Origin of the sequence: Nostoc mirabile CHAB5784, from assembly GCF_020829645.1 — a bacterium.
GTDB lineage: Bacteria > Cyanobacteriota > Cyanobacteriia > Cyanobacteriales > Nostocaceae > Nostoc > Nostoc mirabile.
Genome location: NZ_JAIVFS010000103.1, coordinates 1 through 25,496 on the forward strand (window position 1 = coordinate 1; position 25,496 = coordinate 25,496).

The 25,496-nt window shown below is 41.3% G+C and carries 32 protein-coding genes and 4 pseudogenes; 24 read left to right on the top strand and 12 right to left on the bottom strand.

The genetic code is table 11. The features are described 5' to 3' along the window. Positions 1-334 (bottom strand): annotated as a pseudogene (locus tag LC653_RS36360) (plasmid pRiA4b ORF-3 family protein); the annotation flags it as partial. Between the two features lie 200 nt (positions 335-534). Here LC653_RS36360 and LC653_RS36365 point away from each other — a divergent pair. The 4 genes and pseudogenes from LC653_RS36365 (at position 535) to ybaK (ending at position 1,970) form a co-directional block, all read left to right on the top strand. Continuing rightward, complete coding sequence (locus tag LC653_RS36365; RefSeq protein ID WP_229499873.1) at positions 535-735, top strand: hypothetical protein; 201 nt, start codon at positions 535-537, stop codon at positions 733-735. A gap of 24 nt (positions 736-759) precedes the next feature. Continuing rightward, entirely contained in the window at positions 760-1,014 is a 255-nt protein-coding gene (locus LC653_RS36370; RefSeq protein WP_229499875.1) for a hypothetical protein, read from the top strand. After that, positions 1,011-1,414 (top strand): annotated as a pseudogene (gene vapC, locus LC653_RS36375) (type II toxin-antitoxin system tRNA(fMet)-specific endonuclease VapC). Before LC653_RS36370 ends, vapC begins: the two are co-directional and overlap by 4 nt. 16 nt (positions 1,415-1,430) lie before the next feature. Further along, positions 1,431-1,970, top strand: coding sequence for a Cys-tRNA(Pro) deacylase (gene ybaK, locus LC653_RS36380; protein ID WP_229499878.1), 540 nt, complete (start codon positions 1,431-1,433; stop codon positions 1,968-1,970). Here ybaK and LC653_RS36385 read toward each other — a convergent pair. Beyond that, on the bottom strand, positions 1,944-2,969 hold the full coding sequence (locus tag LC653_RS36385; RefSeq protein ID WP_229499881.1) for an endonuclease NucS domain-containing protein: 1,026 nt from the start codon (positions 2,967-2,969) through the stop codon (positions 1,944-1,946). The two genes, ybaK and LC653_RS36385, sit on opposite strands and share 27 nt — an antisense overlap. 90 nt (positions 2,970-3,059) lie before the next feature. On the opposite strand from LC653_RS36385, the gene LC653_RS36390 reads away from it, so the two are divergent. The 6 genes and pseudogenes from LC653_RS36390 to LC653_RS36415 form a co-directional block, all read left to right on the top strand. After that, positions 3,060-3,308, top strand: coding sequence for a hypothetical protein (locus tag LC653_RS36390; RefSeq protein WP_229499883.1), 249 nt, complete (start codon positions 3,060-3,062; stop codon positions 3,306-3,308). Positions 3,309-3,469: 161 nt separating this feature from the next. Beyond that, positions 3,470-4,033 (top strand): type IV pilin-like G/H family protein, encoded by a 564-nt coding sequence (locus LC653_RS36395; protein WP_229499885.1) that lies wholly within the window; start codon positions 3,470-3,472, stop codon positions 4,031-4,033. A 342-nt stretch (positions 4,034-4,375) separates the two neighbouring features. After that, the gene (locus tag LC653_RS36400; protein ID WP_229499887.1) at positions 4,376-5,128 is read left to right on the top strand and encodes a CPBP family intramembrane glutamic endopeptidase; all 753 of its coding nucleotides are present in this window, start codon (positions 4,376-4,378) and stop codon (positions 5,126-5,128) included. Positions 5,129-5,294: 166 nt separating this feature from the next. Continuing rightward, positions 5,295-5,822: a hypothetical protein gene (locus LC653_RS36405; protein WP_229499890.1), complete on the top strand. Its 528-nt coding sequence runs from the start codon at positions 5,295-5,297 to the stop codon at positions 5,820-5,822. Between the two features lie 201 nt (positions 5,823-6,023). After that, the gene (locus tag LC653_RS36410) at positions 6,024-7,616 is read left to right on the top strand and encodes an alkaline phosphatase D family protein (protein WP_229499892.1); all 1,593 of its coding nucleotides are present in this window, start codon (positions 6,024-6,026) and stop codon (positions 7,614-7,616) included. 520 nt (positions 7,617-8,136) lie between these two features. Continuing rightward, positions 8,137-8,322: pseudogene (locus LC653_RS36415) on the top strand (hypothetical protein); the annotation flags it as partial. Here the strand turns inward: LC653_RS36415 and LC653_RS36420 are convergent. Beyond that, positions 8,274-8,966, bottom strand: a complete 693-nt coding sequence (locus LC653_RS36420) for an AAA family ATPase (RefSeq protein ID WP_308189200.1) — start codon at positions 8,964-8,966, stop codon at positions 8,274-8,276. The pseudogene LC653_RS36415 and the gene LC653_RS36420 sit on opposite strands and share 49 nt — an antisense overlap. 393 nt (positions 8,967-9,359) lie before the next feature. Here LC653_RS36420 and LC653_RS36425 point away from each other — a divergent pair. Beyond that, positions 9,360-10,694, top strand: a pseudogene (locus tag LC653_RS36425) (Tn3 family transposase); the annotation flags it as partial. 73 nt (positions 10,695-10,767) lie between these two features. Here the strand turns inward: LC653_RS36425 and LC653_RS36430 are convergent. From LC653_RS36430 to LC653_RS36440, 3 genes are all read right to left on the bottom strand, one after another. Continuing rightward, on the bottom strand, positions 10,768-11,313 hold the full coding sequence (locus LC653_RS36430) for a tyrosine-type recombinase/integrase (protein ID WP_308189201.1): 546 nt from the start codon (positions 11,311-11,313) through the stop codon (positions 10,768-10,770). A 127-nt stretch (positions 11,314-11,440) separates the two neighbouring features. Further along, positions 11,441-11,833: an AAA family ATPase gene (locus tag LC653_RS36435; protein ID WP_229499895.1), complete on the bottom strand. Its 393-nt coding sequence runs from the start codon at positions 11,831-11,833 to the stop codon at positions 11,441-11,443. After that, entirely contained in the window at positions 11,808-12,962 is a 1,155-nt protein-coding gene (locus LC653_RS36440; protein ID WP_229499896.1) for a TnsA endonuclease N-terminal domain-containing protein, read from the bottom strand. The genes LC653_RS36435 and LC653_RS36440 overlap by 26 nt, the downstream gene beginning before the upstream one ends. A gap of 353 nt (positions 12,963-13,315) precedes the next feature. Between LC653_RS36440 and LC653_RS36445 the strand changes: the two genes are divergently transcribed. Further along, the gene (locus LC653_RS36445; protein ID WP_229499898.1) at positions 13,316-13,588 is read left to right on the top strand and encodes a hypothetical protein; all 273 of its coding nucleotides are present in this window, start codon (positions 13,316-13,318) and stop codon (positions 13,586-13,588) included. A 3-nt stretch (positions 13,589-13,591) separates the two neighbouring features. Here LC653_RS36445 and LC653_RS36450 read toward each other — a convergent pair whose 3' ends face one another. Genes LC653_RS36450 through LC653_RS36460 form a run of 3 tightly spaced genes read right to left on the bottom strand, consistent with a single transcriptional unit; the run spans position 13,592 to position 14,596 of the window. Continuing rightward, positions 13,592-13,966: a hypothetical protein gene (locus LC653_RS36450; protein ID WP_229499901.1), complete on the bottom strand. Its 375-nt coding sequence runs from the start codon at positions 13,964-13,966 to the stop codon at positions 13,592-13,594. After that, positions 13,963-14,295 (bottom strand): DUF5674 family protein, encoded by a 333-nt coding sequence (locus LC653_RS36455; protein WP_229499903.1) that lies wholly within the window; start codon positions 14,293-14,295, stop codon positions 13,963-13,965. Before LC653_RS36455 ends, LC653_RS36450 begins: the two co-directional genes overlap by 4 nt. Before the next feature lie 31 nt (positions 14,296-14,326). Continuing rightward, positions 14,327-14,596 (bottom strand): hypothetical protein, encoded by a 270-nt coding sequence (locus tag LC653_RS36460; protein ID WP_229499906.1) that lies wholly within the window; start codon positions 14,594-14,596, stop codon positions 14,327-14,329. 206 nt (positions 14,597-14,802) lie between these two features. Here LC653_RS36460 and LC653_RS36465 point away from each other — a divergent pair, with 206 nt between their 5' ends. The 11 genes from LC653_RS36465 to LC653_RS36515 all read left to right on the top strand — a co-directional run bounded on the left by LC653_RS36465 (position 14,803) and on the right by LC653_RS36515 (position 20,363). Further along, the gene (locus tag LC653_RS36465) at positions 14,803-14,982 is read left to right on the top strand and encodes a hypothetical protein (protein ID WP_229499908.1); all 180 of its coding nucleotides are present in this window, start codon (positions 14,803-14,805) and stop codon (positions 14,980-14,982) included. A gap of 714 nt (positions 14,983-15,696) precedes the next feature. Next, the gene (locus tag LC653_RS36470; RefSeq protein ID WP_229499911.1) at positions 15,697-16,131 is read left to right on the top strand and encodes a hypothetical protein; all 435 of its coding nucleotides are present in this window, start codon (positions 15,697-15,699) and stop codon (positions 16,129-16,131) included. A gap of 9 nt (positions 16,132-16,140) precedes the next feature. Continuing rightward, on the top strand, positions 16,141-16,656 hold the full coding sequence (locus LC653_RS36475; protein ID WP_229499913.1) for a hypothetical protein: 516 nt from the start codon (positions 16,141-16,143) through the stop codon (positions 16,654-16,656). 65 nt (positions 16,657-16,721) lie between these two features. After that, entirely contained in the window at positions 16,722-17,045 is a 324-nt protein-coding gene (locus LC653_RS36480; RefSeq protein ID WP_229499915.1) for a hypothetical protein, read from the top strand. Then, the gene (locus tag LC653_RS36485) at positions 17,035-17,475 is read left to right on the top strand and encodes a hypothetical protein (protein ID WP_229499918.1); all 441 of its coding nucleotides are present in this window, start codon (positions 17,035-17,037) and stop codon (positions 17,473-17,475) included. Before LC653_RS36480 ends, LC653_RS36485 begins: the two co-directional genes overlap by 11 nt. Positions 17,476-17,490: 15 nt before the next feature. Then, the gene (locus LC653_RS36490) at positions 17,491-17,778 is read left to right on the top strand and encodes a prominin family protein (RefSeq protein ID WP_229499919.1); all 288 of its coding nucleotides are present in this window, start codon (positions 17,491-17,493) and stop codon (positions 17,776-17,778) included. Beyond that, entirely contained in the window at positions 17,778-18,788 is a 1,011-nt protein-coding gene (locus LC653_RS36495; protein WP_229499922.1) for an ATP-binding protein, read from the top strand. The genes LC653_RS36490 and LC653_RS36495 overlap by 1 nt, the downstream gene beginning before the upstream one ends. Beyond that, positions 18,739-19,320 carry a hypothetical protein gene (locus LC653_RS36500; RefSeq protein WP_229499924.1) on the top strand — a complete coding sequence of 194 codons (582 nt, stop codon included), beginning with the start codon at positions 18,739-18,741 and terminating at the stop codon, positions 19,318-19,320. Before LC653_RS36495 ends, LC653_RS36500 begins: the two co-directional genes overlap by 50 nt. After that, on the top strand, positions 19,320-19,760 hold the full coding sequence (locus LC653_RS36505) for a hypothetical protein (RefSeq protein WP_229499926.1): 441 nt from the start codon (positions 19,320-19,322) through the stop codon (positions 19,758-19,760). Before LC653_RS36500 ends, LC653_RS36505 begins: the two co-directional genes overlap by 1 nt. Further along, on the top strand, positions 19,757-20,056 hold the full coding sequence (locus LC653_RS36510) for a hypothetical protein (RefSeq protein WP_229499928.1): 300 nt from the start codon (positions 19,757-19,759) through the stop codon (positions 20,054-20,056). Before LC653_RS36505 ends, LC653_RS36510 begins: the two co-directional genes overlap by 4 nt. Before the next feature lies 1 nt (position 20,057). Further along, entirely contained in the window at positions 20,058-20,363 is a 306-nt protein-coding gene (locus LC653_RS36515) for a hypothetical protein (RefSeq protein WP_229499946.1), read from the top strand. Between the two features lie 58 nt (positions 20,364-20,421). Here the strand turns inward: LC653_RS36515 and LC653_RS36520 are convergent, their stop codons facing one another. Further along, complete coding sequence (locus LC653_RS36520; protein ID WP_229499948.1) at positions 20,422-21,651, bottom strand: AIPR family protein; 1,230 nt, start codon at positions 21,649-21,651, stop codon at positions 20,422-20,424. Between the two features lie 220 nt (positions 21,652-21,871). Between LC653_RS36520 and LC653_RS36525 the strand changes: the two genes are divergently transcribed. After that, positions 21,872-24,295 carry a CHAT domain-containing protein gene (locus LC653_RS36525; RefSeq protein ID WP_229499951.1) on the top strand — a complete coding sequence of 808 codons (2,424 nt, stop codon included), beginning with the start codon at positions 21,872-21,874 and terminating at the stop codon, positions 24,293-24,295. Between the two features lie 476 nt (positions 24,296-24,771). Here the strand turns inward: LC653_RS36525 and LC653_RS36530 are convergent, their stop codons facing one another. Both LC653_RS36530 and LC653_RS36535 read right to left on the bottom strand, forming a co-directional pair. Beyond that, positions 24,772-25,005, bottom strand: a complete 234-nt coding sequence (locus tag LC653_RS36530; protein WP_229499953.1) for a hypothetical protein — start codon at positions 25,003-25,005, stop codon at positions 24,772-24,774. Further along, positions 24,992-25,480, bottom strand: a complete 489-nt coding sequence (locus tag LC653_RS36535; protein ID WP_229499956.1) for a BrnT family toxin — start codon at positions 25,478-25,480, stop codon at positions 24,992-24,994. Before LC653_RS36535 ends, LC653_RS36530 begins: the two co-directional genes overlap by 14 nt. Positions 25,481-25,496: the final 16 nt, after the last annotated feature.

A 25,496-nucleotide genomic window follows, 5' to 3' on the forward strand; every position in this document is an offset into this window, starting at 1 on the left:
TAATAACTTGAGACAGTCCAGAGGCGCGGAGAAGGAAATAAAGACCGTGAATATAAGGATAGGATTTTTGTACAGGACGTTTGAGGTTAATATCTATGGGATAACTCAATTGTGAGTTAAGTTGTTGTAGATATTTAAGGGACAATTGGTGATAAGTGCTACTAACTTCAACGCCGTTGGGTTGGAGAAGTTCTAAAATAGTTTGAAAATCCCGCAGAATTGTTCCTGGGATATCTTGAGTAATGGTTTGCTGTTGAAGTAGTTGTTTTTTATCTTCCGTCAGTGGTAATTTATCTCGGATTTGATCTGGAATGAGGGAAAATAGTTTACTCATCTAAGTTGAGAGGAGGAATTTGTTCTGCGGTCAATCTCACAACTTGGCCATTTTGCCAAATGCTAATAAATTCTACTAAACAGCGGTGTCTTTCAATAGCTTTTTTTATAGCGAGTTTAACACCTGCGTCGATTTGGCTAGATAATTTACTCAGGAATTGGCTTATTCATCGGAATGTCAGCAGATGCAGCTCCTTTGCGATGGTGCTGTTTCTCTCCACCGGAAGCGATCGCATTCATAGGCTATGGGAAAATGAAAACTTGGAAGAGGCTGCCCATGCTGTCTTAAAGCACTTGGGAGAGTTGAAGCGACTGTATTTGACGGCTGTGGAAGAGAAGCTGTTGGTTTTTATTGAGAAAGAATACGGCATCATAGATGAGGTACTACCCAATTCTCGATAAACCAAAGAATAGGAGAAAACAGTAATGCAAAGTATTAAGTTATGTTCTCATGTTGGGGCTGACGGCATTTTACACCTTAGTATCCCCACGGGGATAACAGACAAAGAAATAGAAGTAACAGTAATATATCAACAGCTAGAACCATCAGCGCCCCCAAAAACACCCGAAGAATTGGGATGGCCAGCCGGATTTTTTGAACAAACAGCTGGATCATTAGCAGATGACCCAATTCAAAGATATCCCCAAGGTGAGTATGACACTAGGGAGCGATTAGAGTGAGATATTTGTTAGATACCAATGCTTGCATTGTTTATCTGAATCGTCCTATGTCTGCTGTGAGGCAGAGGTTAGAATCGCTATCACAGCAGATATTGTTGTTTGTTCGGTAGTAAAAGCCGAACTATTCTATGGTGCAATGCGAAGTAATAATCCCACACGTACTTTGACATTACAAGAAGCATTCTTAAATAATTTTGTATCTTTGCCTTTTGATGATCGGGCGGCTCGGATTTTTGGCACAATTCGGGCAGAGTTAGGGACGCTTGGTACACCAATTGGGCCTTATGATTTACAGATTGCAGCGATTGCGCTAGTGAATAACTTGACATTAGTTACGCACAACACCAGAGAATTCAGTCGCGTTAGTGGACTGGTGATTGAGGATTGGGAGCAAGAATAATGATATCTGGACTTGAATGAAAACCAATGCTGCTCGACTACTGGATAAACTAGGTATTGCATACCAAATCCTCAGCTATGAAGTAGATCCTGATGATTTGGCAGCTGAGAGTACAGCGCACAAAGTGGGACTTCCCCCAGAGCAAGTTTTTAAAACTTTAGTAGTCAGAGGTGACACAACAGGTATCTGTTTTGCTGTTGTACCGGGAAATGCTCAGTTGGACTTAAAAGCCTTGGCGCGGATTTCAGGAAACCGCAAAGTTGAGACAGTTGCTCTCAAGGAAGTACAGCCACTAACAGGATACATCCGTGGCGGTGTGACAGCTTTAGCCAGTAAAAAATACTATCCTGTTTACCTTGATGAAACAGCAACTCTATTTGAGCAGATCACTGTTTCTGGTGGAATACGAGGAATGCTGCTTCTGCTATCGCCATCTGACTATTTACGTGCGGTCAATGCCACTTTGGGAGCAATTGTACAAAATCAAGGACAATCTGAAGGGATTATGAGGCAAATGAAATGTAAGATATCAAATTCTAGCAAGCCACTTTGTTAGTGCTAAATCTGCCAGAGACTCTAGAGTATTAGAAACGTTATTGTAACCTTGAGGAATTGGTACTGGTGTAAATGATTTGTAAGAACCGCTATGAAACATATTTTTAGGTCGTTTCTCTCGTGGCATAGCGTCCCATTCAATCTGAAGCCTCATTCTTCCAAAGCCTTCGGGGACATGACCTATATCAGTAACTGTTTCACCATCTATCCATAGGCGTAACCTGCCAATGACTTCTTTTTGCCCAAACCAACATGATGTAGGAGTCGACAACCACAGAAATACAATTGGTTTATGAGATGTTCTTTGATAGCAAATTTCAGCTACAGGTTTAGATTTACCTTTACCATACCTGATAGTATTTCTCCCCTCAATTTCTTCCTTGATTCGCTCATCAAAGGTCAAAATTTTCTCTCGAAGCTTGAGAATTGCTTGCTGTTTCTCTGCCGAACAAGCGCCAAGCCAATCTAAGAGCAATTGAGGTATTTCTGGAGTATTTTGGGATGTGCTGCTAAAACTGAGTTCTTCATAAGGAATAGGAATTGACCAAGTTTGATTAGTATTAATATCTTGTAAACACAACTGGAACTTTTGATTATCTTTTAATACCTGAATCTGCAATAAATCGATTTTGAGCAGATTATACTTGCAATCAATTAGATTATGCCTGTGAAACGAGGGTGCAGCGGCTATCAGTTTAACTGGTTGGCCGTAGTCTATTTGTTGAGTAAAAGGTTGTTCGTCTAACAAATTGTCATAATAGCGGGTTAACTGCTGAATAACGTATCTATCCTCAGCGTTTTTAAGTTCTAGGATTACTAACTGCTTACTTTCATTTAAAGCTAAGATATCGCAAAACTCACCTTTAGCAGCATATTGCCGTTCCAGAGGGGTAAAACCTAATAGCTGCTGTAGGTTATTCCAAATAAAATCTTCTAGTGCAGCTTCAGAGGCAAATTCCCAACCCTCGCTTGTTTTTCTTAAGGCAGCACCAGCCAGCATACTGTCTTCACCTGTTTAAATACTCAAGTATAATCAGCTTATCTTGAAATTGGGTTTGAGAAAAGCTCAAAATGTCGTTTTCCAGATACCGTGAAAAGTCAGGTTGCAAAGCAGCAAGCAACTTATGAGAGCGGGGATACTAAGGCGCTACTTTTTCTCGAACAAGCTGACCAAAAAATTACTTTTAAACACGGTCAAGCACTTTTTGAAGCTGCACTAGAATCTAAAATGTCTCTTTGGATAGCACAAGCAGGACATGATGATTTTACTTGGATAGCAGGTGAACGCCATCAACAAAGTTTACTATCCTTTCAACAACTTGTAGAAAAATACAATTGAAACTCTAGTAAAACTATTGCGCTGACTGCAAAACCTTAAACATCCTTAAATATATATCTGTTCAATCATGCCGATGAAGATAAAAAATTTTTATCGTTTTGCCTGAAACAGTTTAACTCGGTAGTAATACTATCCCCATGAAGGGTAGAATGCGGCTATTTATGAAATATGCACTATTAATTTTAAAGTTGTATATGTCTGATGTAAATAAGCCAAGTAACCATAGCAACAATATCTTTAAAAAAATCTTGTTAATTATTGGAACTGGAGGATTATTACTTGGGATTCCGATTATGTTCATTCGAGTTCCACCAAGCTGTGGCTGTGGTGATAGCAGTAAAGCTACAGTTGGAAGATTTATTAAGGCACAACAAGCATATTTCTCGGAGAAATCAGCTTTTGCTCAATCGTATAGGTTGTTAGAGCTTGGAGATGGAAATGCACCAACAGCTACAAGCCGCTATCGCTATACCGTAGACATGAGTAAGGATAAGTCATTTATATATGCAACTCCGATAAAAGAATTCCCAACTGATGTATTTCAATTAGGACTGACCAAACAAGGCTTCAACAGCCTGATAGGTGCAGTTGCTTACGAGCAAAAAAATAAAACTACTATTTCAATAATGTGCCGCTCCGAAAAACAGACTTTAGCTTACCCTCCCCGACCTATTTTTAAACAAGGTAATTTTAGCTGCCCTATCGGTTTTGAAAGTATCAAATAAAATAGTATGCAAACATTTAATGACGTTTTTAGGAGGATTTATCGGATTCATAATCATGCTCCTATATTGATGATACTTACCAAAATTGAAGCTGCTATGGCCAAGCCTGTATTGGCTGTGGATGATTCCGCATACAGTAATGTGACAGATGAAGACGAGTAATCAAAAATTAATTAACTTAGCAAAATGACCTACTCCTTATTCCAAGGCAGCCCCAAGTACTACCGCATCATCGACACATATCTGCGACTTTGAGCAGATGCTAAGGCTTACAACTCGTTATGCGAAAGACATGGTTGCCGTGATGGATTTAAACTTGCTTGAACCCACTAAAAGATAATCGTGAAAACTGAATTACCTCCATTTAGTAATTGTGTTCTATTCTTTGTACTTTTCTTAAGTATGGTGTATTTGTATAGCAGCATAGCTCAAAGAAAATTAATTAAAAAGCAACGAAAAGTAGAAAAACCAAAATCTGGTTTTGGCTTTTATATTTTATGGAATCAAATTTCGTTAATTTCCTTTTTTTGCATAACTTATATTCTAGGATGGGATGCACCATCAGTTGGTTTAAAATTTGAAATATTACCAGTATTTTCCTTAATAATTGGCTTAATTTGCTATTATATATTTGTGTTAATTGTAAATAAAATTTTAAATCTTTTGAGAGTCAACCAGATTGTAGAAAATGATGCTTATCTCGTTTTTGTAAGGCTTATACCACGACAAAAGCTTCAGAGAATTTTATTTTTGATTGCTGTATGTATATTAAATCCAATAACAGAAGAGTTGATATTTCGTGGAGTACTAGTACATCAATTAAGCATATATATAAATAATTATTACTGGGCAATTTCTCTGGGTTTATTTGTAACTATTGGGAATCATATCTATCAAGGAAGACTACATATTATTACGCATATTATTTTTTATATTTTCACTGTAACATTGCTTTATTCAGATGTAGGACTTATTGGGTCTATAGGTTTTCACTTAGCAGGAGATATTTACCCGTTCATGTCGCTTAAATATCAGGTTAATAACTATAAAAAACGAAGAAGGGAGGAACGCAGGGCTAAATATGTTTCCAATTAGAATATCAGACATAGCGAGTAAGGAAATTTGGGGATGAGAAAGTAGGGATCGCTCTTAAAGCAAAGCGTAGCTAATCGATTTTCTCTCTTACTGACGAAAGTTCTGCTGATGTGGGCTAGTGCAGTGATGGGGTAGGGTGTTGGTGGGAAAATTGCTAAGTATCAAGATGCTGAATACTGAAAACAGATTAAAAAAGCTTGGCGCTCTAATCGCAACTCTGGCCAGTTTGAAGAAATTTCTACTCGCAATATCATCTGTGAAAATCCAGGATGGGGAGTTTAAAATAACAAGAACTGCGATCGCTCCCCAACCCCATGACCAACATCCACAACCTGGGATTGACCGATACCGAGTATGCCCAGCTACTGGCCCAAGGCTACGACCCCAACCTAGAACATCAGTTGATAGAGCTTGGCGAGAGCTTAGACCAAGCCAGAAAGCTAGCGCCAATAGTGGGACTGACCAAAGACAAAGCACCAGAGACAGACGAGGAGTGGGAAGAATTTATGGCAGTTTGGGGGGATTAGTTCTCTTGGAAAGTGGGCGATCGCTCCTGTTGAATTTACCAGTCGTTTGGAGACAGCGCTCTTCAAGGTCACAGTTAAAGCAGCATGATTCAAGCGAGGAAACTTTCTCCCTAACGTCTACATTTGTAGATACTGTAGACAACAAGGCAAATGCACGGGATTTCTGAAACCCTTATTGGATAAGGATATTGATGAAAAAATAGCCTAAATTATAAAACGCCCCAACCCAAGTTATTAAAGCACTATTAGTTCAGGTAAAACAATTAGAGTTGTGTTGGAATAATCAACGCTTAACCTGATTGCAAAGAGGGATTAAAGTTACGCTGTTACACTTTGCTGTGATTCAAACGCGACAATCAGGGGAGTATATGCAGAACTTCAACTTCGAGCGCTTGCTATCAACTCGCTTGAGACGGCGACAAGTTTTGATTGGGACTGGAGCCTTAACTGGTTTTGCGATCGCCAATCAATGGTCTAACAAAGTTCTCGCCCAACCCCGATTCTCTAATTATCCCTTTAGTCTGGGTGTTGCTTCCGGTGAACCACTTCCAGATAATGTAGTGCTGTGGACACGTTTAGCCCCCGATCCGCTCAATGGTGGTGGAATGCCACAATATAATGTTCCAGTGCAGTGGCAGGTTGCTACCGACGAAAAGATGCGGCAAATTGTCCGCAGTGGTACACAGATGGCTACTCCAGAATTTGGACACTCTGTTCATGTAGAAGTGCAAGGATTACAATCTGCACAATGGTACTGGTATCAGTTTAGGGTAGGCAACGAAGTTAGTCCAATCGGGCGGACTCGCACTGCTCCTAACCCGCGCGATCGCGTTAATCGCTTCCGCTTTGCCTTTGCTTCCTGTCAAAACTGGCAAAGCGGTTATTATGCAGCCTACAAAAATATGGCTCAAGAGGATTTGGACTTAGTGGTTCATCTCGGTGATTATATTTATGAAGGCCCACCGAGTACAACTGCGCTGCGATCGCACGATGGCAATGGTGAACCATTTACCTTGCAGGAGTACCGTAACCGCCACGCTCTGTACAAGACTGATCCACACCTACAAGCAACTCATGCTGCATTTCCTTGGCTAGTCACTTGGGACGACCACGAAGTTGACAATAACTGGGCAGACGAAATTCCTCAAGACCCCGAAGTACAATCACGTTCGGTGTTCCTTGCCCGTCGTGCTGCTGCTTTTCAGGCATACTACGAACACATGCCACTGCGGGACTTCTCAAAGCCTAGAGGTCTTGATTTGCAGCTCTACCGACGGTTGACTTTTGGCGACCTCGTTGAATTCAATGTCTTAGATACCCGCCAGTACCGTACCAATCAACCCTGTGGTGACGGGCGTAAGCCACGATGCGCTGAGGCTACTGACCCAACTGCCACAATGACTGGTTCAGAGCAAGAGCGGTGGCTGTTTGAGGGACTAGATCGCTCTGGCGCACGCTGGAACGTCATTGCCCAACAGACTATCATGGCTCAGTTTGACTACAATACCGGAGCTGAAAAAGTCTTTAACCTTGACCAGTGGGACGGTTATGTTGCCTCTCGCAATCGCATTCTCGGTTTCATCCAGCAACGCCGCCCCTCAAACCCCGTAGTCATTACTGGTGACTGGCATTCTAGCTGGGTTAATGACCTGAAGGCTAACTTCGACAACCCCAACTCACAAACAGTAGCAACTGAGTTTGTTGGTACTTCGATCAGTTCAAGCTGTCCTTGGACATTCGACGTAGAAGCAGCATTGCCACAAAACCCGTGGGTGAAATATTTCAATGGTAGACTGCGCGGTTATGTTCGCTGCGATCTCAACCGCGAACGCTGGCGTACTGACTACCGACTGCTGCCTCAGTCTCAACCTACTGAAATTACCGTGTCCAATCCAAATGCACCTGTCATTACGGCGGCTTCCTTCGAGTTGCCAAATCAGGGAGTTGTAGCAAAAGTTTAGTAGGTATCAAGCCGAGATGTTTGTAACTTCCTGCAATATGAGTTTAAAAAGCTTGATTTTTCGTTGTAAATAGAGGCTTTTTTGACTCTGATGTAGCGAATTCTCAAAGGCAGACAGGATAAGGTTTTTCAGACCATCTTACAGGAAATCACAAGGGTTTCGGCTCAATGCCAAGTAGATTACACGATTAAGGAGCTTTTTGCTTACGCTTTATTGTGATCGCAAGAGAGCCGGCAGGTACGCCATCGCACATTTACTAAGTGTTTTCTAGTACATTACTAGCCAGTTGTAGCGTACCCCTGCGGGGAAGCAAGCTACGCGCAGCGTCTCCAAGAGTTGCGATGACCGAGCGCTATGAGTTGGCTGCTGTGATTTGAATCATAAAATAAACTTTTAGCTCAAGATATGCTTCAAAAAGAGTTAACTATTTTATGCTTCAAAAATTAGAATTCAAGTAGAATAATCTCCCATGTAATACACGGATAGGGGTAGACTAACAGTGTATTACATGGAAAATTTTATGCGGAAACGGGATATTCAGGGGAAGTTTGCACTCAAAGATGATGATTACCGTCAAGTACGCTCTTTGAGATTGACCGATGAAACGTGGAAGGCATTGGATATAGCGGCTGAATGCTTCGGGTGTAGCCGAGCGGATTATTTGGAAGAGATAGTAAAGAATAACCTTTTACCAAGTATTACACGGGTTGCCATGCGTTCACATTGGGCTAGTGTGAGCGTATGTTCATGCAGTCGTTCTAAACTCAAAGGATCGTGACCATCATGCAATGCTGCCGCCACAGCCCGGATGAGCCAGTCCTTGAGTACCCCAACACAACCAATGGAACGCTCATAAAAGTAAAGCCAATGCTGCATCAACTCTTTGACATCAACATTCAGAGGTACTTGCATCAGGAGTGCCAATAATGCAGCTTGAAAATCCTGACGGTCTTGTTCATTTTGATACAAATAACGTGGAAAATGGATATCCAGTCCTCGCCGAGATGCTTGACCACTTAAATTACGGAAATTGAGCAGTTCATAAGTCCCAATCAGAATGTGTAGCACACCCGTAACATTGGTCATGGACTTAATCCAATCCAACTGGTCTAAAAGCTTACCAGCACTTGCACCAGTCCCAATCTTCATTAAGTGCTGTGCTTCATCCAAAATCACTGCTCGTACACCACGTTTGGTCATTACCTCTTCTAATGCGTGACGCAGTTCAGGCGAATCATTAAACTGTGCTGTTTTAGTCCGGGAGCGTCCTTTTTTCTCCCAGGTCTGCTCCGCATCAATATCTATCAGCATCCGCCGCTCATAGAGGCGAAAATAGAAGGTTCGTGTCATCAGGTGCAGCCTGTGGCTAGAACAATTGATATATATGGATTCTAGCCTCTGAATAACTTTTCTCTCTTAGCCCCCTTTTTGCCCCTAATTCATAATTTTTCTAAATATATATTTTTTTAAACGTTTGACAAATAGCCTAAAATATGTGTGGTTGATTAATTTCTCATAGTGGAACAATCTTTTCTCATACACTCGCTTGAGAAATACTCAGGCTTTCAAACGATGGGAAGAAGATGAATGGTCAAGCCAAATTGGGATACAGAAGAACTAATTGAAAACTGGACACTTCTGCCAACGGAATTAGAATTAGTCAGAAACAAAGTCGCGATTGATGGAGTTCTTAAAAGTGGTTGGAAAGAAATTCTCTTAGAAAAAGATTCTGATGACAAAGATAGAATCAACCGAATTAACTACGAAATTAGCGTTTTACAAGCTCTGAGAGAAAGACTTAGTTGTAAAGAAATTTGGGTAGTAGGAGCATCTCGTTATGGTAATCCAGATCATGATTTACCTACTGATTTTGAACAACACCGTCAAGTCTACTATCAGGCTTTAACCCTTCCATTAGATGTAGAAACTTTTATCTCGAACTTACAAGAACAAATGGTACAGGGGCTAGAAAAATTAGATAAAGGAATGCCTAAGAACCAAGATGTTACTATTATCGGGAAGAAAGGTCAAAGTCTTATTAGACTAAGCCCTATAGACCCTGCACCTGAACCCATTAATCTTAAACAACTCAAGGGAGAAATTAACCGAATTTGGGAGCATACCAATCTCTTAGACATTCTTAAGGAAACGGATTTAAGAGTAGATTTTACCCATAATTTCACCAGTATGGGTACAAGAGAGATTATAGACAGAGAAACACTACAAAAGCGATTATTAGTCATGATTTATTGGCACGTCGAGAAGAAATCTACCTGTATCTATTCCCAACTCAAAACTTGTTCTAGTAGTGAGGTAGCAGCCATGATTGAAGGAGTTTTACGTCACTGTACTAATATGAATGTGCAGAAAAACTATGTTGATAGTCATGGTCAAAGTGAAGTGGCGTTTGCCTTTACTCACGTATTGGGATTTCAGTTAATGCCCAGATTGAAGCGGATTAAGGTACAAAAGTTATATCGTCCTCACGTTGGACAAAGTGATGCTTACCCTAATCTACAACCGATTCTGACTCGTCCAATCAACTGGGATTTGATTCGTCAACAGTATGACCAGATGGTGAAGTTTACTACTGCTTTAAAGTTGGGAACGGCTGAAACAGAGTCAATTCTCAAACGTTTTAGCAAAAATCCCTTTAAACATCCGACTTATCTTGCATTATTGGAATTAGGTCGGGTGATAAAAACGATTTTCTTGTGTCAGTACCTTGACTCAGGAGAAGTCCGGCGAGAAGTTAATGAAGGATTAAATGTAGTGGAAAGATGGAATGGGGTTAATGATTTTATCTTCTACGGTAAGGGTGGAGAGTTTGCTTCTAATCGCTTGGAAAGTCAGGAGTTATCGGTTTTATCTTTGCACCTTTTGCAGATATGTTTGGTCTATGTGAATACTTTGATGATTCAGAGTGTACTGGAGCAGAAGCATTGGCAGCAAAAGTTAACTGAAGTCGATAAAAGAGCAATTACTCCTTTGATTTTCAGTCATGTAAATCCTTATGGTACATTTAAGCTTGATCTCAACGAGAGAATTGCTGGTTTGACACAACAACTGGTTGCTTAATCTCTCCAGAACTTTTCAAATCTTTGAGGTGACATTTGAGTATAACGAACTGTGTGGTGTATATTCTTATGTCCTAAATAGTCTTGAATTGCTCTGGTATCATGACCGAATGGCAGCTAAATAGTGTCCACAAGCTTTCAGGTAGTTGGTGAGGATGAACAGGAAAAGCGATTTGACCAATTTCTCCAGCTCTGGCTATGATATGACGGATTGAACGGGTTGATAGAGGTGCTTTGCGTTCGGATACGAAAACGTAACTCGTATCAGGGTAATCTCTTTGAATTTGACGCAAAGCTCTCAATTCGGGAGAACGTAGAGGATGTATGCTGTCATGACCATTTTTGACACGATGTATCTCTATATAACCTCCTACTAAATCTATTTGCGACCATTTCAAAGCCACTAATTCGGCAGTTCTTAGTCCGTGACGAAACATCAATAAAATGATTGCTCCATCTCTAACACCATGACGACCTACTTTTTGAGCGGCACCAATCATGGCGTTGACTTCTGATGGCCGCAGATATTCTCTTTCCCTCTGAGATGATTTTTTGGACGGGGGAGTATTTTGAGAAAATATCTTTGCCGAAAATGGATGTTGGATAGTGATAGATAGCATGGGTCAAGTCCTCATGCTGAGGTCTATATTTTCATTGTACTTTGCCTAGAAGGAGACAAACTAGGCAAAGTTATCATTTGTATTTCTTATCAATTAAGCCAAAAAAATGGGTCATTTTTACAAAACTTTACAAGGCTGCACCTGGTGACACGAACCTTCTATTTTCGCCATAGAATGGTTCTCCCAAAAGTTTTAGTGCAGTGCGGTAATAATCTGCCCGATTAAACACCCCACCGTCAGATGGTCGTGTTTCTAACAGCAATAATGGCATCGGGGGCTGAGTGCCGTTACGATAGCTCAAGGAATTGGAAACACCGGGTAACGGTTCGGGTACATTCTCATTTAACCGTTTAGCAATCTGGCGAATCATCGTTGTTTTACCCACACCGCTTGGCCCATACACCAACACATGAGCAAATCCGGCGGGTTCTCGAATCGCACGCATCAACAACATATCTACTCGTTCTAACTGGGGATGTAAAACTGCATACTCCTTAAACTGGGTAAGTTTGAGGTGCATTTGGTCGCTTCCCTTCCCGGTTAAAAAATTGTACTAGATGAAATCTGCGATTGGCTCTTTGTAGATCCGCAGGCGAGGCGGCATCCATCAATTCACGCACTCCCTCATTGATGGTTGTTTGTTTTTCTGAGGTGAGAATGTTGATAGTGCTACTGTCGAATAATTGCAGAAAAAATGCTGTGGGCAATTGCATTGGTTGCCCAACTTCGGGTAGCAGTGTGGTTGTAGTCTCGCCCAAGTTAGCTAAAGTCCAAAGTTGTGAGTCCCAGACTAATAAGGTGTTAGGCAAGAGTGTTGTGGGTGAGGTGATTTTTCGATAATCCCCAGTTGTCCCTATCGCTAAATGTGTATGAGCAGTATGAGTTTGCTCATCTGCCCATAGCTGAACTCGCCAATGTTCCACTAGGGGAACTGCATACAAGTCCACGTAGAGTTGCTCTGTGGCAATCATGGCGTAAATATCGTTAGCACGCACTCCGGGAATGGTTGCAAGTGTGGCGGCTATGGTTGTTCCTGGACTGGCTTGAACTGAAGACAGTATTTGTTCTGTAATGGAAAGGGGGACATTGGCGGTGAACCTAAAGTAGTCTTCTAAAAACATTAGGTTCTGGGTGAATATGGGATTTAGTTCGGTATCGGTGCGAACATGGTATTTGAGTCCATAAGATTCGGCGTAAGCTTCTCCTGGTGGGCAATGCCAATGACCAGTTTCAGTTTTTTGGTAGCGTGAAGGGTATTTTTGGGCTAATCGTTTTAATTCGATTTCGGTTTTCCATTCTTCCCAAGCTGCACCTGTCGTCCGCAGTACGAAGAAGTCTGGGGTATGGTAATGACCTATTTTTCGTCCGTTTTGGTTTTGGTACTGAATTTTAAATGGCGGTGGTTGGTCGTAGAACTCTAACACCTGTGGGTCGTGTTCCATTTGATAAATCGCCCACAGTTCTACTGTGTGGCTCTCAAATTGAATGGTCTGACCCATTTTGCGACTAGGATAAACTCCACTAACGTTCTTGGCGCGTCCTTGTACTCTCCGTGAGGGTGGAGCAGCCCGAATTGCGGCGATTAGTAAGAGTGTTTGCGCCGTTAGTTGCTGTTGCTTACACCAATAATCAAATTCGTCGTCTGTCATGAGAGTTTTTCATCTACGGAAAGAGTGTTTCTCTTTGTCAGGAGGTAGTTTTAGGCTTTCAGGACGCAATACAAAACTACAGAGGCATGGTTTTAAGTGAAGCATATCTTGGAATTTTGAACCATATTTTGAATTGAAAGTTTATAAGTGGATAATTTTTTCAGAGATTTTTTGTCCAAGTTTTGTCTATTTGTGTTTTTTTAACTCATTCTTTAATTATGCTTCAGAATTTTAACTCTATCTCATGATTTGATTCAAAGTATTATGTTGTGATTAGTGATAAAGCCTGAAATTGCGTTAACTCTTTCTCGATTTATGGTTCAAAAATTTTCCCAAATTATGATTCAAAAGACATGTTCACTCTAGATAATCGCTCTCAAAACAAAGAATCATCTTTAACAAAAGCATTGCGACAGATACAGGAGCTAAACTCCAAAATTCAGGAATTAGAACAGTGCCATAAAGACTATGTGGTATCGCAACAGAATTTAATTCCAGCGATCGCTGAGATTTGTATTTCTCCGATCCAGGAAGTACAGGCATTGCGGATTCTGATTTATAGGGGAGAAGCAGCTTGTCGGCAGTACTTGCGTTCGGTGCTAGTCAAACAACGTCAGACTTCATAGAGTTTAGGCACTCATTGATTCCGGTTCAGTACTAGATATTTCCAAAACCCGACGTAACCAATATGAAGTTTCAAGAGATGCAGATTGCTTTTGTTCGGCATCCGACCAAATATTCTCCCAATTAAACAGCCATCGAGTCAACAAACGACCTAAGTCAACTAACTCTGCTGCTCTATCAATGTCGTCTGCTTTCACCATATCTGGTACAGTCCACTCGATAAAGTATCGACTTTCTTTGACTAGAGTCAGCATCAATTCCTGAGATGATACCCCAGTCCACAAAGACTGAATTTGCTCAAGGTGTGCAGCTAGATGATGTAAACGGGTAGGCACATCATCTTGTATAAAAATTTGTTGTCTCGGTGTCAATTCGATCATAAATTTCCCAGGAATTCGATAATGATTTGAGCAACCCTTTCTCTAATATTAGAGTCCAATATCTCCATTGATCTATTTTGCGGGGGACGAAGATTGACAATTGATTCAAAAATCATCTTTTGAGTTACAGGCATAAAGCTTGCCGCCCAGATAGTTTCTTGCCGACTACCATCACCCAAAAGAGCTTGTTCGCAGTCATAATGCAAATCACCACCACCAACTAGTACCCGACGTTCGATATCAACTGCGGTTTTAATGTAGAACTTGTGTTCTTGCAGCAAAAGTTCAAGTTGTTCCGGGGTAGCGCGTTCGCGTAACAGCAAAATCATACAACTGAAAACCTCTGTAATATCATCAAAGCTAACTAGAAGGGCGCTCTGTTTCTTGCAACCAACTTAAAATAGTCAGCGCCAACTCCCAGGATTCGCGCCGCTCCCAATTAGGTAAGTGATTAAGTACTCGTGCAAGGAATATTGCTGGGTTTTCCAATTCTCCGCCACGAGCCGCGACACCATCCCTAACAAGTGCCCCCAAAGTGGCAGCTTGATTTCCTTTATAGTCAGGCTGTCTCTTAATTTCCTCAATAATCCAATCAGGAACTGTTATGGTTTTAAATCCTGGTTTCGGCATATTCGGCAAAGCAATTAGTTTTCTGATGGTACGGTAGTTTACGTCATAGATGCAAATTTTTGTATGGTACGGTATGGTAATACAATAGGGATCAGGAATCAGAATTAAGCAGGGAGAATTCAGTCTTACAACTGGGAAAGTTGACCAATAAATATGTTTTTTTTACTGGCGGTCAAAAATGAGTTTTTTCGGTCGGAATACACGAATTGTGTTCTGACTCCTGGCTCCTGATTGCTGATTTCTATTTCGATAAATTTATTAAGCGATCGCATCCCGTTAAGACTGCGATCGCTCATGCCGAAGCACTACCCCCAACAAACCTTGGAGGATTTATAGATGTTACCAAAAACGCGCATTCCAGATATATCTCCATTAACTTTTTGTAGACAAATTAAATCTGCTTATACTGGAATGTCTCTAGAGTCAGTAGAATGCTTTGAGAGCGAACGCGGAACTTTCAAAGAGTATTGTTCAATTCTTTCAAGAGAACTCGATGTACCTTTCAAAACAGTGCAGATTAAATGGGGCCCCGGCATCAAATTTCCTCGGATGCCTGAGAGAACACGAAATATGCTTAAGTTCGTTTTAATAGCTCGGCTCTATGAACTTAAACGAAATCTTGTTGCTTAGTTGTCGAAACAGGAGTCAAAAGTCAGAAGTCAGGAGTCAGTTGGGTATTCTAACCAAAGAACAGATGAATAACCGATATTCTAGTAACCCACAAAATAAGAAAAGTTGGTGGTAACAAAACAAGGTGGAAGTATGGTCAACGAGAAAAGTGCAGGACTGAATCCACCTCTAATACCATTCTGATTACTGAATTCTGACTCCTAACTCCTGTTTATTAACTATTAGTTAATCAAGTAATGACCCGCCCAACAAAAGCGGGTATTTTTATATGTATGAAGCGACAAGCCATGAGAATCTGTCGCCGAAACTAACCAATTTTTCACGGCATCAAAGGGGTTTGGGCGTTATGACCAATAAAATTCTTACCATCAAATCCAATTAAAGGTTCTCACGGCGAGTCCTATTCCTTATTGAGCAAGGGATAGAAGCGATTAAGAAAGAAAATCTCGTTTGTCGCAAAAGAGGAGGAAATGGCATCTAGATTGAGGTTGGAGTACCAGAGATCATTTGGCAGAAAGGTATGTGACCGGACTTGGCAAAGAGTTAAAAAACGCTTGAACATAAAGGACGAAGACGATACCTCTCTCATGTCGCAAGTCAAAGCTTATGGCGAATTGAGGAAACGCAATCCTTATAAAGCTATTAGAATCGCTGATGTAAATCGCTATCGTTTCTTTTTGGACAATCTTCCTAAGTTGGTTTGTAAAGGTGATGAGTTACGGCTTGCCCTCCAACGATTAAAGCCAAATCCTTCCGTAGCAACTATTTACCGTTGGGGGCAGGAAATAAAATGCCCTTTTAGTGTAGATAGAGTTTACACGAGTTATGAAATTCAAAAGTGGATTGTCAAGTTAGTTTCTCAAACCAAATTTAGTTTTCCTGAAAATCAGAACATTCGTAGCTAGGAGTCAATAATGGAAGTTTTACGTTCTTTGTTACAAGGTAATGACATCAACCTCTCAGATGAAGAGTTATTAGCAGAGCTAAAAAAGCGTGGATTTGATTGGGATGAATTAAGTGATGATGATGCTATGAGTTTGGCTGACCAGATAATTCTTGAGCGTGGGCAATCCGCTATACTTGCTACTAGCAATGGGAAAAATGGAAAAGCGGTTAAAAGACCAAGAGCTAAGACCAAGAAAGCACAAGAAGGTATGGACGATTACAAAATCGCTCTTGCCAACCAAGCAAAACAGAAGTTAGAAGAGATTTCTGCTTTCAACACTGGTATTAGCCAGGGAGTCAGAGAGTTTGCCCATAGAGAAGCGCAAAAAACTATTGAAGATTTAGATGGTGTAACCAACGAATATCTCGCAGAAATTGCCGAGTATGCCAGAGATTATAAGGGTGAGCCAGAAGCCTTTTTTCGGTTCGGTCAGGAGATTGCATCGCTCTATCTCTCTGCTGGCAATGCAGATGCAGCCGAGTAAATTCATCTTGTTAGCAGTAGTACTCAATCTGCTGTTATTAACTCTTGTATTGGGCGTGGCATTTTATGGAGCAACAACAAGAACAAACTCGTCAAAAACAATTATTTATTCACCTGAAGAAGGACGGCGAGTTGAATCTGTCCGGCTTGACACTAAAAAACCTGACACCAGAAGAATTCCTCATCCTCCAACAACTTATTGATGAATCAATTGTGCGATCAAACAACGCCAACAGAGTTGAGGAGCTAATGCAGCGCGGGATGATGGCTCAAGGGGTGGTTGCAACCTTTGCTATTTTGATGTTTTCGTTCATTGGCATCTACGGTATTTATCGTTACATCGATAAACAAGTTCAGCAAATTCAGGAGACATACAGTAATGTTAGGTAAATGGCTTCCAGGTTTATTTGGTAGTAAGAATGACGGTGTAGTTTCAACAGATTTAAGAGTTGGTGATGCAACCGCTATTGAAGGAAATTTACCTTCATCAATCCGCTTACGCTACACTCTTCCTAGTTACACTACAGCACAGCAGGTATTGGATGAGGCAGAAGTGGCTGGCACTTTGAAAGCACAGAAGTGGCTACATACAAAGTTTTCCCGCCACAAGCTCAAGCAGTTGCAATCCTTAACAGAGATGTATAAAACCCAACTGGCATATTCCCAAGAAGCTATGAAGGTTGAGGAGGATTTGCAGCGAACCAGGGCTTTACATGGGGAAGCGGTGATTCGTCATGCTTTCGGTTCCCAGGAACAGCAGCGCCAATTAGGGGGATACGAGAAAGCATTTGATGAGGTGGGAGAGAGTTTCAGGTTTTAAGGACTAACTTAAATTATGCAATTCAAACTCTCTCATGTTGGATATAGCGTCTGTGGGATTGGCTTATCCATGTTTATAGGGTTTCTCTCAGTTGCCAGCCCAGTTAGTCAGTTCGTGGTATGGATCATCGGCATGATTTGCATTCTGGGTTTGGCAGTAGGGTTTTTCAACTTTGCCGGCTTAGTCGTTAAAGGATTCGGTTTCAACCGCAAAACTTTTACCATTGGACTAATGCCTGGAGTGATATTCGTGTTTGCGTTCCTGACTTTGGTTGCAGCTGGTGTAGCTTTGGGGGTGCGTTAATGGGATTTGAATTAGAGAGACTAACCGCCAGTAGCGTAATTCATGTAGAGCGAACTATATTATGTAGCTTAGGAGCGAGTGCAGTAATGTGTCTCATGGCTCCATTTTTCTTAAATACTGACCGAGTAACAACTGGAATGTTGCTCGGTGCTGGAACACTCAGTGCCGGTCTGTTTGGGGTATCTGCTCAAATTAGCGAGAGCAAAGAAAAGGTGTACAAGTCTTTGCAAGAAGCTGACCTCAAATCACTTAAACAACACTTGCAGGGTAAGGCAGTTTATGATTATGTGACTACAGCGATCACTGCCAAACGCCAAGTTGCTGACTATGTGAATCGCCTGCCCGTTAATGAAAGGCCCCGGTGGATTGCTGAATATCAGTTGCAAGGTTTGGTGATATTACCCGAACCACCAGCACAACAATTACCCCCACGTCCTGGTATCCCCAATCCCGATATTGCTGACATTGATGAAGAGTCAGTGCAGTCGGTGATTAATCCGGGTGCGATGAAGGTTTTACAAGTGATCGCAGCAAATTATCCTGACTACATTCGGATTGATGGTGCTTGGTTAGATGAACTGTGTGATGCAGCATCACATCAAGATATGACCCTTCGCAGTAACCACCATTTTTACCTGTCTGGCGGCACCCAGTCTGGCAAATCTACTCTTGCAGGGGTGATTATCAACAAAATTGCTGCAAAATCTCAAAGCCCGGCAATTGTGATTGGCAGCGACCCAAAGGATGATGTCACCAGATGGCTGTGCAAATTTAGCCGCAAGTTTGACGGTATGAAAGCGTTAAGAAATTGGATTACCTTTGCCACTGACATGATTGACCAACAAAAAGCCAGGGTTGCAAAAGTTGGTGGTGAATGTCAGGGCGTTCCCGAATTATTTCTTGCCCAAGACGAGGTGGACTCTGTATTTGGTGGCGGCAAGGGACTTCCAGGAATGGTTGATGCTGATACTGCCTTTATACTTGCAGGGTTTTTGGAACTATATTATTAAATTCACCGCCGGACTTAAAGGACATGGGGTGTTTATGGGGCAGTCCCCGCTCTCTGGAGAAACCGGATTTAGTCGCCCGTCCTTGAAAAATGTTTGCTTTATTGCTATGGGGCAGACATCGAATTATATCCTTGACCATCCCCAGGATTTTGTAAATGTGAAAAAGGAGATTCTTGAAATCTTGCGACAGGCTTGCGAAATGCTAGACAAAGCCGGAGTTCGATATGCCTTGGTGATTCCCACTCGGTCTAATCCCTTTGTTGCCCTAATCCCGGAATTTGATATCAAGGGTCTGGAACAAAAACAAGATTCCAAACCGAATCGTGAGACTGTTGATAGTTCTAAAAATAATCAGCAATCCTCACAACAGCAAATTGACTGGTATGAAGAAATTAGAAAATGGGCAACAGAATTAGGAAGAAGACCGCATTTCCAAGAAATCAAACAGAAGTGGCATGAATTAACGGGGCAAGAGTTAAACGAAAGGGGGGTAACTCTATTACTAGAAAATCTCGGCTACCCAAACAATTAATGCCGCACTATACAGACATTAACGGGTATAGGCTGGGGAAAGGGCAAAGGGGAGAGGCAAAAAAACCTTTACCTATTCCCCCTTTCCCTTTACCCGTCCACCAAAAGAATTTTGGTGGACAATTGAACTGGAATGCTCGATATGGTAATTCCAAAGAGTACAGGAAACAAGTCGCGATCGCTCACCGAAAAACTCACAATTATTGTGTAGTCTGTCTGACCAAGAAGAGTGAAGAGATCCATCACGCTTACTATGGGAATGACGTTATTGGAGTATCAACATTTCCTACGTGCTACCGTTGTCATGATGAGATTTGTCATAGTCCGACTAACTGGATTAAGAATCCTAGTAATCCCGTTTGGGGCAATCGTAATACTGAGGAATTTATTACCAGGCTACGACTAGGATATCAATTACTTTATGGAGGAATCATTCTATGATTAAACTGTTGCTCAAGTATGCGCCTAATTCTGTTCTTGATGCGGTTAATGCTATTTCTTTAGCAGAATTAGACAGCCGAGGTTTAATAGTGTGGGCTGACGCAACGCCGCTAGAGCCACATTCGGAAAACTCAGCATTTAGTTTAGCTTCTCGTTTCACTGAAGTAACGCCTGATAATATATTAGAAATTTTCAAAACTATTGCTCAAATATACACTAACTACGGCGATTGTTTAGCTCTCAAATACTTGATGGAGCTTTCGGCAGAATACTTTGGATTAATTGGAGTTGAATAAAATGTATAACGAATACGATGATTTGAGTTTTGAAGAACAATTACACCTGACTGAATCCCTTATCAGACAGCGACATAATCAGCAGATGTTCTTGCGTCGAAACGCCCAATTGTTGCAGCAGGAGTTAGAGCTTGAAGCCGAATTTTTAGAAGAAAATCCAGAGTTAGCCCAGACGATTCATTCTTTTAATATGCGAGAGATTCAGAGTAATCAGCGAGGGCTGGAGAATGTTTTAGGCTCAGAAGAATCAGCGTCAAAAGAACAAAATATTTGGAGTAAATTTTTTCCCGGATTGGGTGGAATCTAAATATAGTGGGACGCTGATATATCTTTTTATAAGCATCCATGAAAGTAGCTAAAGAAGCTTATTTCTTACCTGCTTGCAAACGCTCTTTTGTACCTTGTGTCACCTTCGCTTCTTCTTGCTTACTAGAATTAACAATTTTCATCAAATGCTGGTTTAGATAACTTTGCGCCGAGATATACAAACTTTCCCAAATGTCTTGATTGCGGCTAATTTTTGTGCCGACTGTATTCCCTGCTGTTTTCTCTGACACCAAGTATTTGCGGAAATAGTTATTCCACAGGTGTTGGAGAAAATTTTCAGCAAATTCGTCAAACGGCAGAATCCATTTATAGTCCTTATCCAAAAATACCCGATAGGACGCAATTATCGGTAGTGCCAAGTCGGTTGGCGCACCAAACCCGAAAGAGTATTTGCTATCAGGCAATAACGTAGTTTTACGTATATCTATTGAAGCTAAATCGTTACTACCCTTTCTTCTGGGGCTGCTGATATGTTCTTGGATTATTTCGTACAATCTTTGCTCTATCCACAAAGCCTGAGAAAGCAGAGGCAGTAAAGCGGTTAATCTTTCGGTTTCTGCATCTGTGATGTTAGAGGGAAGACTCATCCCTGCTGGGTGTTTGGTTCGTTTATTGCCGTCGGGATTATATTTATTTCTGTCGAGGCAGTAAAGGAGCTTGAGCAAATGGGTTACATTACACTGGGCGTTTCTGGGAGCGCCGCTTTGGTTTTGGTAATAGGCAATGCGGAATTTTCTATCTTCTTTCTGTTCTAAGTCAGCTAAATACTGCTTGAGAAATTTGTAGTCACCTCTGGCGTTGACTTTGGAGCGAGAATCTACTGGCGTTGTAGTATTTGAAGCTAGGGCTATGTCTAGGGCTGATTCTTCAGTCAGTCCGATGTGAATCGTAACTTTTACTCTGGCAAGAGTTAGGTAATATTTATAATTTTTAGCTTGCTCAAATGCTAAAACTGTATGTCCCCCATTGATAATGCCGTCGCTTCCCCCCTCGCTGGCTTCTTTTACTTCTAGTTCGAGTGAGGTTTTGCTTGGTTTAACAATATTAGCTGACAGGACGACTCCACTGTGACGGGAGAAGAATTTTGCAGGTTCGGTGGTCAGTGAGTCGAAGATTTGTCTGTAGGTCGCGCTTTTGCGGTTGGGTTCCCGGATGTTCGGTTCTAGGGGGAGGTCTGTCGGGAAGCTGTCTACATGGGCGGTGGCGATGATGCAGTTGGGGTTGGCTTGAATATAGTTATCTATCTTAATATTCCAAGTCTTGGGCATACTTTCTAAGCAATGTCAGTGGAATTTCTATGTTAACCAAAACTAGGGTGCGCTGAACGAACCTTACGTTTAGCTGTTGCCTGTTCCCTGTTCCCTTTTAATGCAAAAACCCAACTTTTAGCTAATTGACAAGGTAGCCTCATGAAAGGGAAATTAACTTCATCCCCAGCCTGTTATTCACAAAGGCAGAGGGAAGAGGTTATGACTATCTCCAAAAATTATGCAAATTTTATCAGTTAATAAGAAAAAATATATTTTCATTTTATTTCTTTTACATTCTTTAATTTCATTGCATTTAGCAGCACTTTTTTTATCACCAGTTGGTTTGGCTCAAGCTGTAGATAATCGTCTATATCGAGCCGATTTACTGCTACGGTTAGGAATTAGGCAGCATCAGACTGCTCAATTTGCAGCGGCTTTAGAGTCTTTGCAGGAGGCATTGCAGCTTTATCAGCAGAAAAATAATGCTGTTGGAGAAGCTAATACTTTAGGAATTTTGGGGGAAATCTACTTTACTTTAGGGCAGTACGGGCGAACAATTAAGCATTATCAACAGCAGAGAACCCTTTTGCAGATGCTTGGCGATCGCGAAGGGGAAGCTCAAGCTTTAGACGACCTGAGTAATACTTATATCTATCAAGGAGATACTAAACAAGCAAAAATACTACACGATTTAGCCCAAAAAATTAGAAAAGAAATTGGTACTCCTCAAGGAGAAGCTGCTTTTTTAGGCAACATCGGGTTAGCTTACGAATCCCACGGACAATTTCCTCAAGCAATTGAACTTTATCAGCAGCAGTTAGCGATCGCTCAAAAAAATCATGATATTGCTGCAATAGATAATTCCTTGGACAAACTGGTAGAGGTTTACCAGTCCCAGGGAAAATATCCACAGTTAATTGAACTGTATCAGCAGCAATTGGCGATGGCTACGCCCGCCGCAGGCATCGCCCAGCAAAATAAAGACGCAGTAAGGGTTGCTGATTTACTTAGCCAACTAGCAGCAGTATACAAAACACAAGGACAATATCAGCTAGCGATAGAAATATATCAGCAGCAGTTGTTAGCAACAAGAAATATCAAAGACTCCCTGGGAGAAATGAAGTCTCTGAGCAATTTGGGAGACACTTATCGTCAGAGTGGAGAATATGAACAAGCCCTGGAAGTATATAAACAGCAGTTAGCGATCGCTCGCAACCAAGGTGAACAATTACAGATAGGAACAGCATTTAATCATATCGGATTAACTCTGCTGAAAGCTCGCAAACTGGTGGAAGCTGAAAAAACACTGCTTAATGCTACAAATGTTTGGGAAAAAATCCGGTCAAAAGTAGGAAGCAACAGTATTAATTATACTCAAGGGCAAGCCGCTACTTATCAAATTTGGCAACAACTTTTGATTGCCCAAAATCAACCGGAAGCCGCCCTAGAAATGGCAGAACGTGGTAAATCTTGGTCTATTGCCCAGCTACTAGGAATGCGCTTGTCTTCTGAACCAGTATGGGCTGCTGCCAAAACTGCTCCTCGCGAAATCAATCCTCCCACAATCGCCCAAATTCGCCAAATTGCTAAACAGCAAAATGCCACATTAATTGAGTATTCGATTATTCCTGATGAAGGGCTGTATGTTTGGGTTGTGCAACCATCAGGCGACGTAAAATTCCGCCGCATTGATATCAAATCTCAACGTACAATCTATCCTGTTTCTTCTTTAGCCGATGTTGTTGCTAGTATTGGCAAATTTATTGGAATCAAAGGTAAGACTGAAGCGGCAAAAACGAACATTGAAATCAAGCCATTATTGCAACTTCACCAGTTACTAATTAAACCAATTGCTGATTTGCTGCCAAAAGAAACTGCTAGTCGTCTCATATTCATTCCCCAACAAGAACTTTCTTTAGTTCCCTTTCCAGCCTTGGTTGATATCTATGGCAAATATCTAATAGAAAAACACACAATAGTCACAGTTCCGGCTATTCAAGTGTTAGCTTTAACTCATAAACAACAGCGGGGTTTTTCCAGAGATAATGCGCTAGTAGTAGGCAATCCTAGTATGCCGAGAATTGCGCTCTTCATTGGACAACCGCCGCAACCTTTACCAACCCTTGTAAATGCAGAACAAGAAGCCTTAGAAGTTGCCGAATTGCTCAAGACTAAACCTTTGATTGCAAATCTTGCAACAAAGAAGACTGTTTTACAACAATTAAACAAAGCTAAGACAGTTCATCTGGGAACTTATGGGATAATAGATGGGATAAAGCGGCAAGGTATCCCAGGTGCGATCGCTCTTGCTCCAGGTGATGGCGATAATGGTGTGCTGAGTGCCGCAGAAATACTAGACTTAAAGTTAAAAACAACACTATTTGTCATCAGTGCCACAGAAACAGATAAGAGTCAAATTAGCAGCGATGGCATTAACAGTTTATCTTTATCGCTGATTTCGGCTGGTGTACCCAGTGTAATTATGCCCTTGTGGTCATCACCCCAAGTCCCCAACACCGCTTTCATGACTGAATTTTACAATCAGTTGAGTCAGACGCAGGACAAAGCTAAAGCCTTACGCCAAGCGATGTTGAAAACTAAGGAAAAGTATCCAAATCCTAGAGATTGGGCGGGATTTATGTTAATTGGTGAGGGAAAATAAGACAATTGCTACAAGATCAGGCGATGATAATACCTAACCCAGGCATTGCACTGACTAAATTTATTGATGAGTTAAATGTATTGCACTAACAATTAGTTTGGGAGCGAATTTCTTGTAGAATATCTGAAATTTCTGCTTCTGATTGAATATGTTTTGCCAGAACTTGAGCAGTAAGCTGTTGCGTATTTAATTTGTATATTGGAAGCGGGCAAGATGCCCGCACTACAATAATTTTGCGTTTTGGTGTTATACAATTTAGCTGCACATCAGCTTAGCCTCTAGTGGTCTGTCAAATTCATTTTGACGGTTAGAGAGACGCGATAAATCGCCGTCTCTACAGGAAATTTATCCATCAATTATTTATTGACAGACTACTAGTGGTTTATCGCATTAATTTTGCAAGGTTAAGAAAACGAACCGCAAAGGACGCAAAGAGCGCAAAGTTAAGAGGTAAAGAAGAGAAATTTAAAACTGATTCACCTCTCAAAACTTTTGCGATAGACCACTAGTACGCGGTGAGAAAATAACTTAGCTAAATCTTGACGTAAACCTTGCCCAATATAAAATTTCAGTAATGCCTCACAAGACATATCTCGACTGTCGGCTATTTTCTTCAACGATTCTAAAGTATCTTTGGGGATATCCAAAGATACTGTTTCTTGTGGCCGTGGATGCAGTTGTAATATAATTTCCTCTTCAGGATTGTTCATAAAGTTTTCTCTCTTTACGAGTAGCAAGACGAGCAGAAATGATGCGGGTTCGTAATCCACGTTCTACATAGACTACAAGCAACAGGCGTTGTTCAAGCGAATACCCAATGAGAAAAGCGCGTTGTTCGCTGCTTGTAGCATTGATAGGGTTGGCATCGCTAGTTTGGTAGAAGGGATCAAAGAAAACCTCTGTCGCTTCTTCAAAGGTAACACCATGTTTTTCGATGTTGCTTAGCGGCTCTATTGCTATCCCACTCAAATTCGACACCTTGTAAGCGGTAAACAATATCCATGTGTTGATTTTATCGTCACAGCGATCGCCTTGTTTACAACAACACAATGAGCGATCGCACTCGTAGCACTCGTAGTAGCGTGTATTGGCTAAAATGTTGCAATAGTAAAGGACAAAAATGGGGGTAAGCTGGTGGGAAGAGGTCGTAGTGATAAAGTGCTTTTGAATACCGAACAAAGGCAAAAACTAGAATCTCTTA

Excerpts from the sequence above, each read along its gene's own strand:
- LC653_RS36365 (WP_229499873.1), top strand. The coding sequence starts at position 535 with ATGGTGCTGTTTCTCTCCACCGGAAGCGATCGCATTCATAGGCTATGG.
- LC653_RS36370 (WP_229499875.1), top strand. The coding sequence starts at position 760 with ATGCAAAGTATTAAGTTATGTTCTCATGTTGGGGCTGACGGCATTTTA.
- ybaK (WP_229499878.1), top strand. The coding sequence starts at position 1,431 with ATGAAAACCAATGCTGCTCGACTACTGGATAAACTAGGTATTGCATAC.
- LC653_RS36385 (WP_229499881.1), bottom strand. The coding sequence starts at position 2,969 with ATGCTGGCTGGTGCTGCCTTAAGAAAAACAAGCGAGGGTTGGGAATTT.
- LC653_RS36395 (WP_229499885.1), top strand. The coding sequence starts at position 3,470 with ATGAAATATGCACTATTAATTTTAAAGTTGTATATGTCTGATGTAAAT.
- LC653_RS36405 (WP_229499890.1), top strand. The coding sequence starts at position 5,295 with ATGCTGAATACTGAAAACAGATTAAAAAAGCTTGGCGCTCTAATCGCA.
- LC653_RS36410 (WP_229499892.1), top strand. The coding sequence starts at position 6,024 with ATGCAGAACTTCAACTTCGAGCGCTTGCTATCAACTCGCTTGAGACGG.
- LC653_RS36420 (WP_308189200.1), bottom strand. The coding sequence starts at position 8,966 with ATGACACGAACCTTCTATTTTCGCCTCTATGAGCGGCGGATGCTGATA.
- LC653_RS36430 (WP_308189201.1), bottom strand. The coding sequence starts at position 11,313 with ATGCTATCTATCACTATCCAACATCCATTTTCGGCAAAGATATTTTCT.
- LC653_RS36435 (WP_229499895.1), bottom strand. The coding sequence starts at position 11,833 with ATGCACCTCAAACTTACCCAGTTTAAGGAGTATGCAGTTTTACATCCC.
- LC653_RS36440 (WP_229499896.1), bottom strand. The coding sequence starts at position 12,962 with ATGACAGACGACGAATTTGATTATTGGTGTAAGCAACAGCAACTAACG.
- LC653_RS36445 (WP_229499898.1), top strand. The coding sequence starts at position 13,316 with ATGTTCACTCTAGATAATCGCTCTCAAAACAAAGAATCATCTTTAACA.
- LC653_RS36450 (WP_229499901.1), bottom strand. The coding sequence starts at position 13,966 with ATGATCGAATTGACACCGAGACAACAAATTTTTATACAAGATGATGTG.
- LC653_RS36455 (WP_229499903.1), bottom strand. The coding sequence starts at position 14,295 with ATGATTTTGCTGTTACGCGAACGCGCTACCCCGGAACAACTTGAACTT.
- LC653_RS36460 (WP_229499906.1), bottom strand. The coding sequence starts at position 14,596 with ATGCCGAAACCAGGATTTAAAACCATAACAGTTCCTGATTGGATTATT.
- LC653_RS36470 (WP_229499911.1), top strand. The coding sequence starts at position 15,697 with ATGGCATCTAGATTGAGGTTGGAGTACCAGAGATCATTTGGCAGAAAG.
- LC653_RS36475 (WP_229499913.1), top strand. The coding sequence starts at position 16,141 with ATGGAAGTTTTACGTTCTTTGTTACAAGGTAATGACATCAACCTCTCA.
- LC653_RS36480 (WP_229499915.1), top strand. The coding sequence starts at position 16,722 with ATGGAGCAACAACAAGAACAAACTCGTCAAAAACAATTATTTATTCAC.
- LC653_RS36485 (WP_229499918.1), top strand. The coding sequence starts at position 17,035 with ATGTTAGGTAAATGGCTTCCAGGTTTATTTGGTAGTAAGAATGACGGT.
- LC653_RS36490 (WP_229499919.1), top strand. The coding sequence starts at position 17,491 with ATGCAATTCAAACTCTCTCATGTTGGATATAGCGTCTGTGGGATTGGC.
- LC653_RS36495 (WP_229499922.1), top strand. The coding sequence starts at position 17,778 with ATGGGATTTGAATTAGAGAGACTAACCGCCAGTAGCGTAATTCATGTA.
- LC653_RS36500 (WP_229499924.1), top strand. The coding sequence starts at position 18,739 with ATGCTGATACTGCCTTTATACTTGCAGGGTTTTTGGAACTATATTATT.
- LC653_RS36505 (WP_229499926.1), top strand. The coding sequence starts at position 19,320 with ATGCCGCACTATACAGACATTAACGGGTATAGGCTGGGGAAAGGGCAA.
- LC653_RS36510 (WP_229499928.1), top strand. The coding sequence starts at position 19,757 with ATGATTAAACTGTTGCTCAAGTATGCGCCTAATTCTGTTCTTGATGCG.
- LC653_RS36515 (WP_229499946.1), top strand. The coding sequence starts at position 20,058 with ATGTATAACGAATACGATGATTTGAGTTTTGAAGAACAATTACACCTG.
- LC653_RS36520 (WP_229499948.1), bottom strand. The coding sequence starts at position 21,651 with ATGCCCAAGACTTGGAATATTAAGATAGATAACTATATTCAAGCCAAC.
- LC653_RS36525 (WP_229499951.1), top strand. The coding sequence starts at position 21,872 with ATGCAAATTTTATCAGTTAATAAGAAAAAATATATTTTCATTTTATTT.
- LC653_RS36530 (WP_229499953.1), bottom strand. The coding sequence starts at position 25,005 with ATGAACAATCCTGAAGAGGAAATTATATTACAACTGCATCCACGGCCA.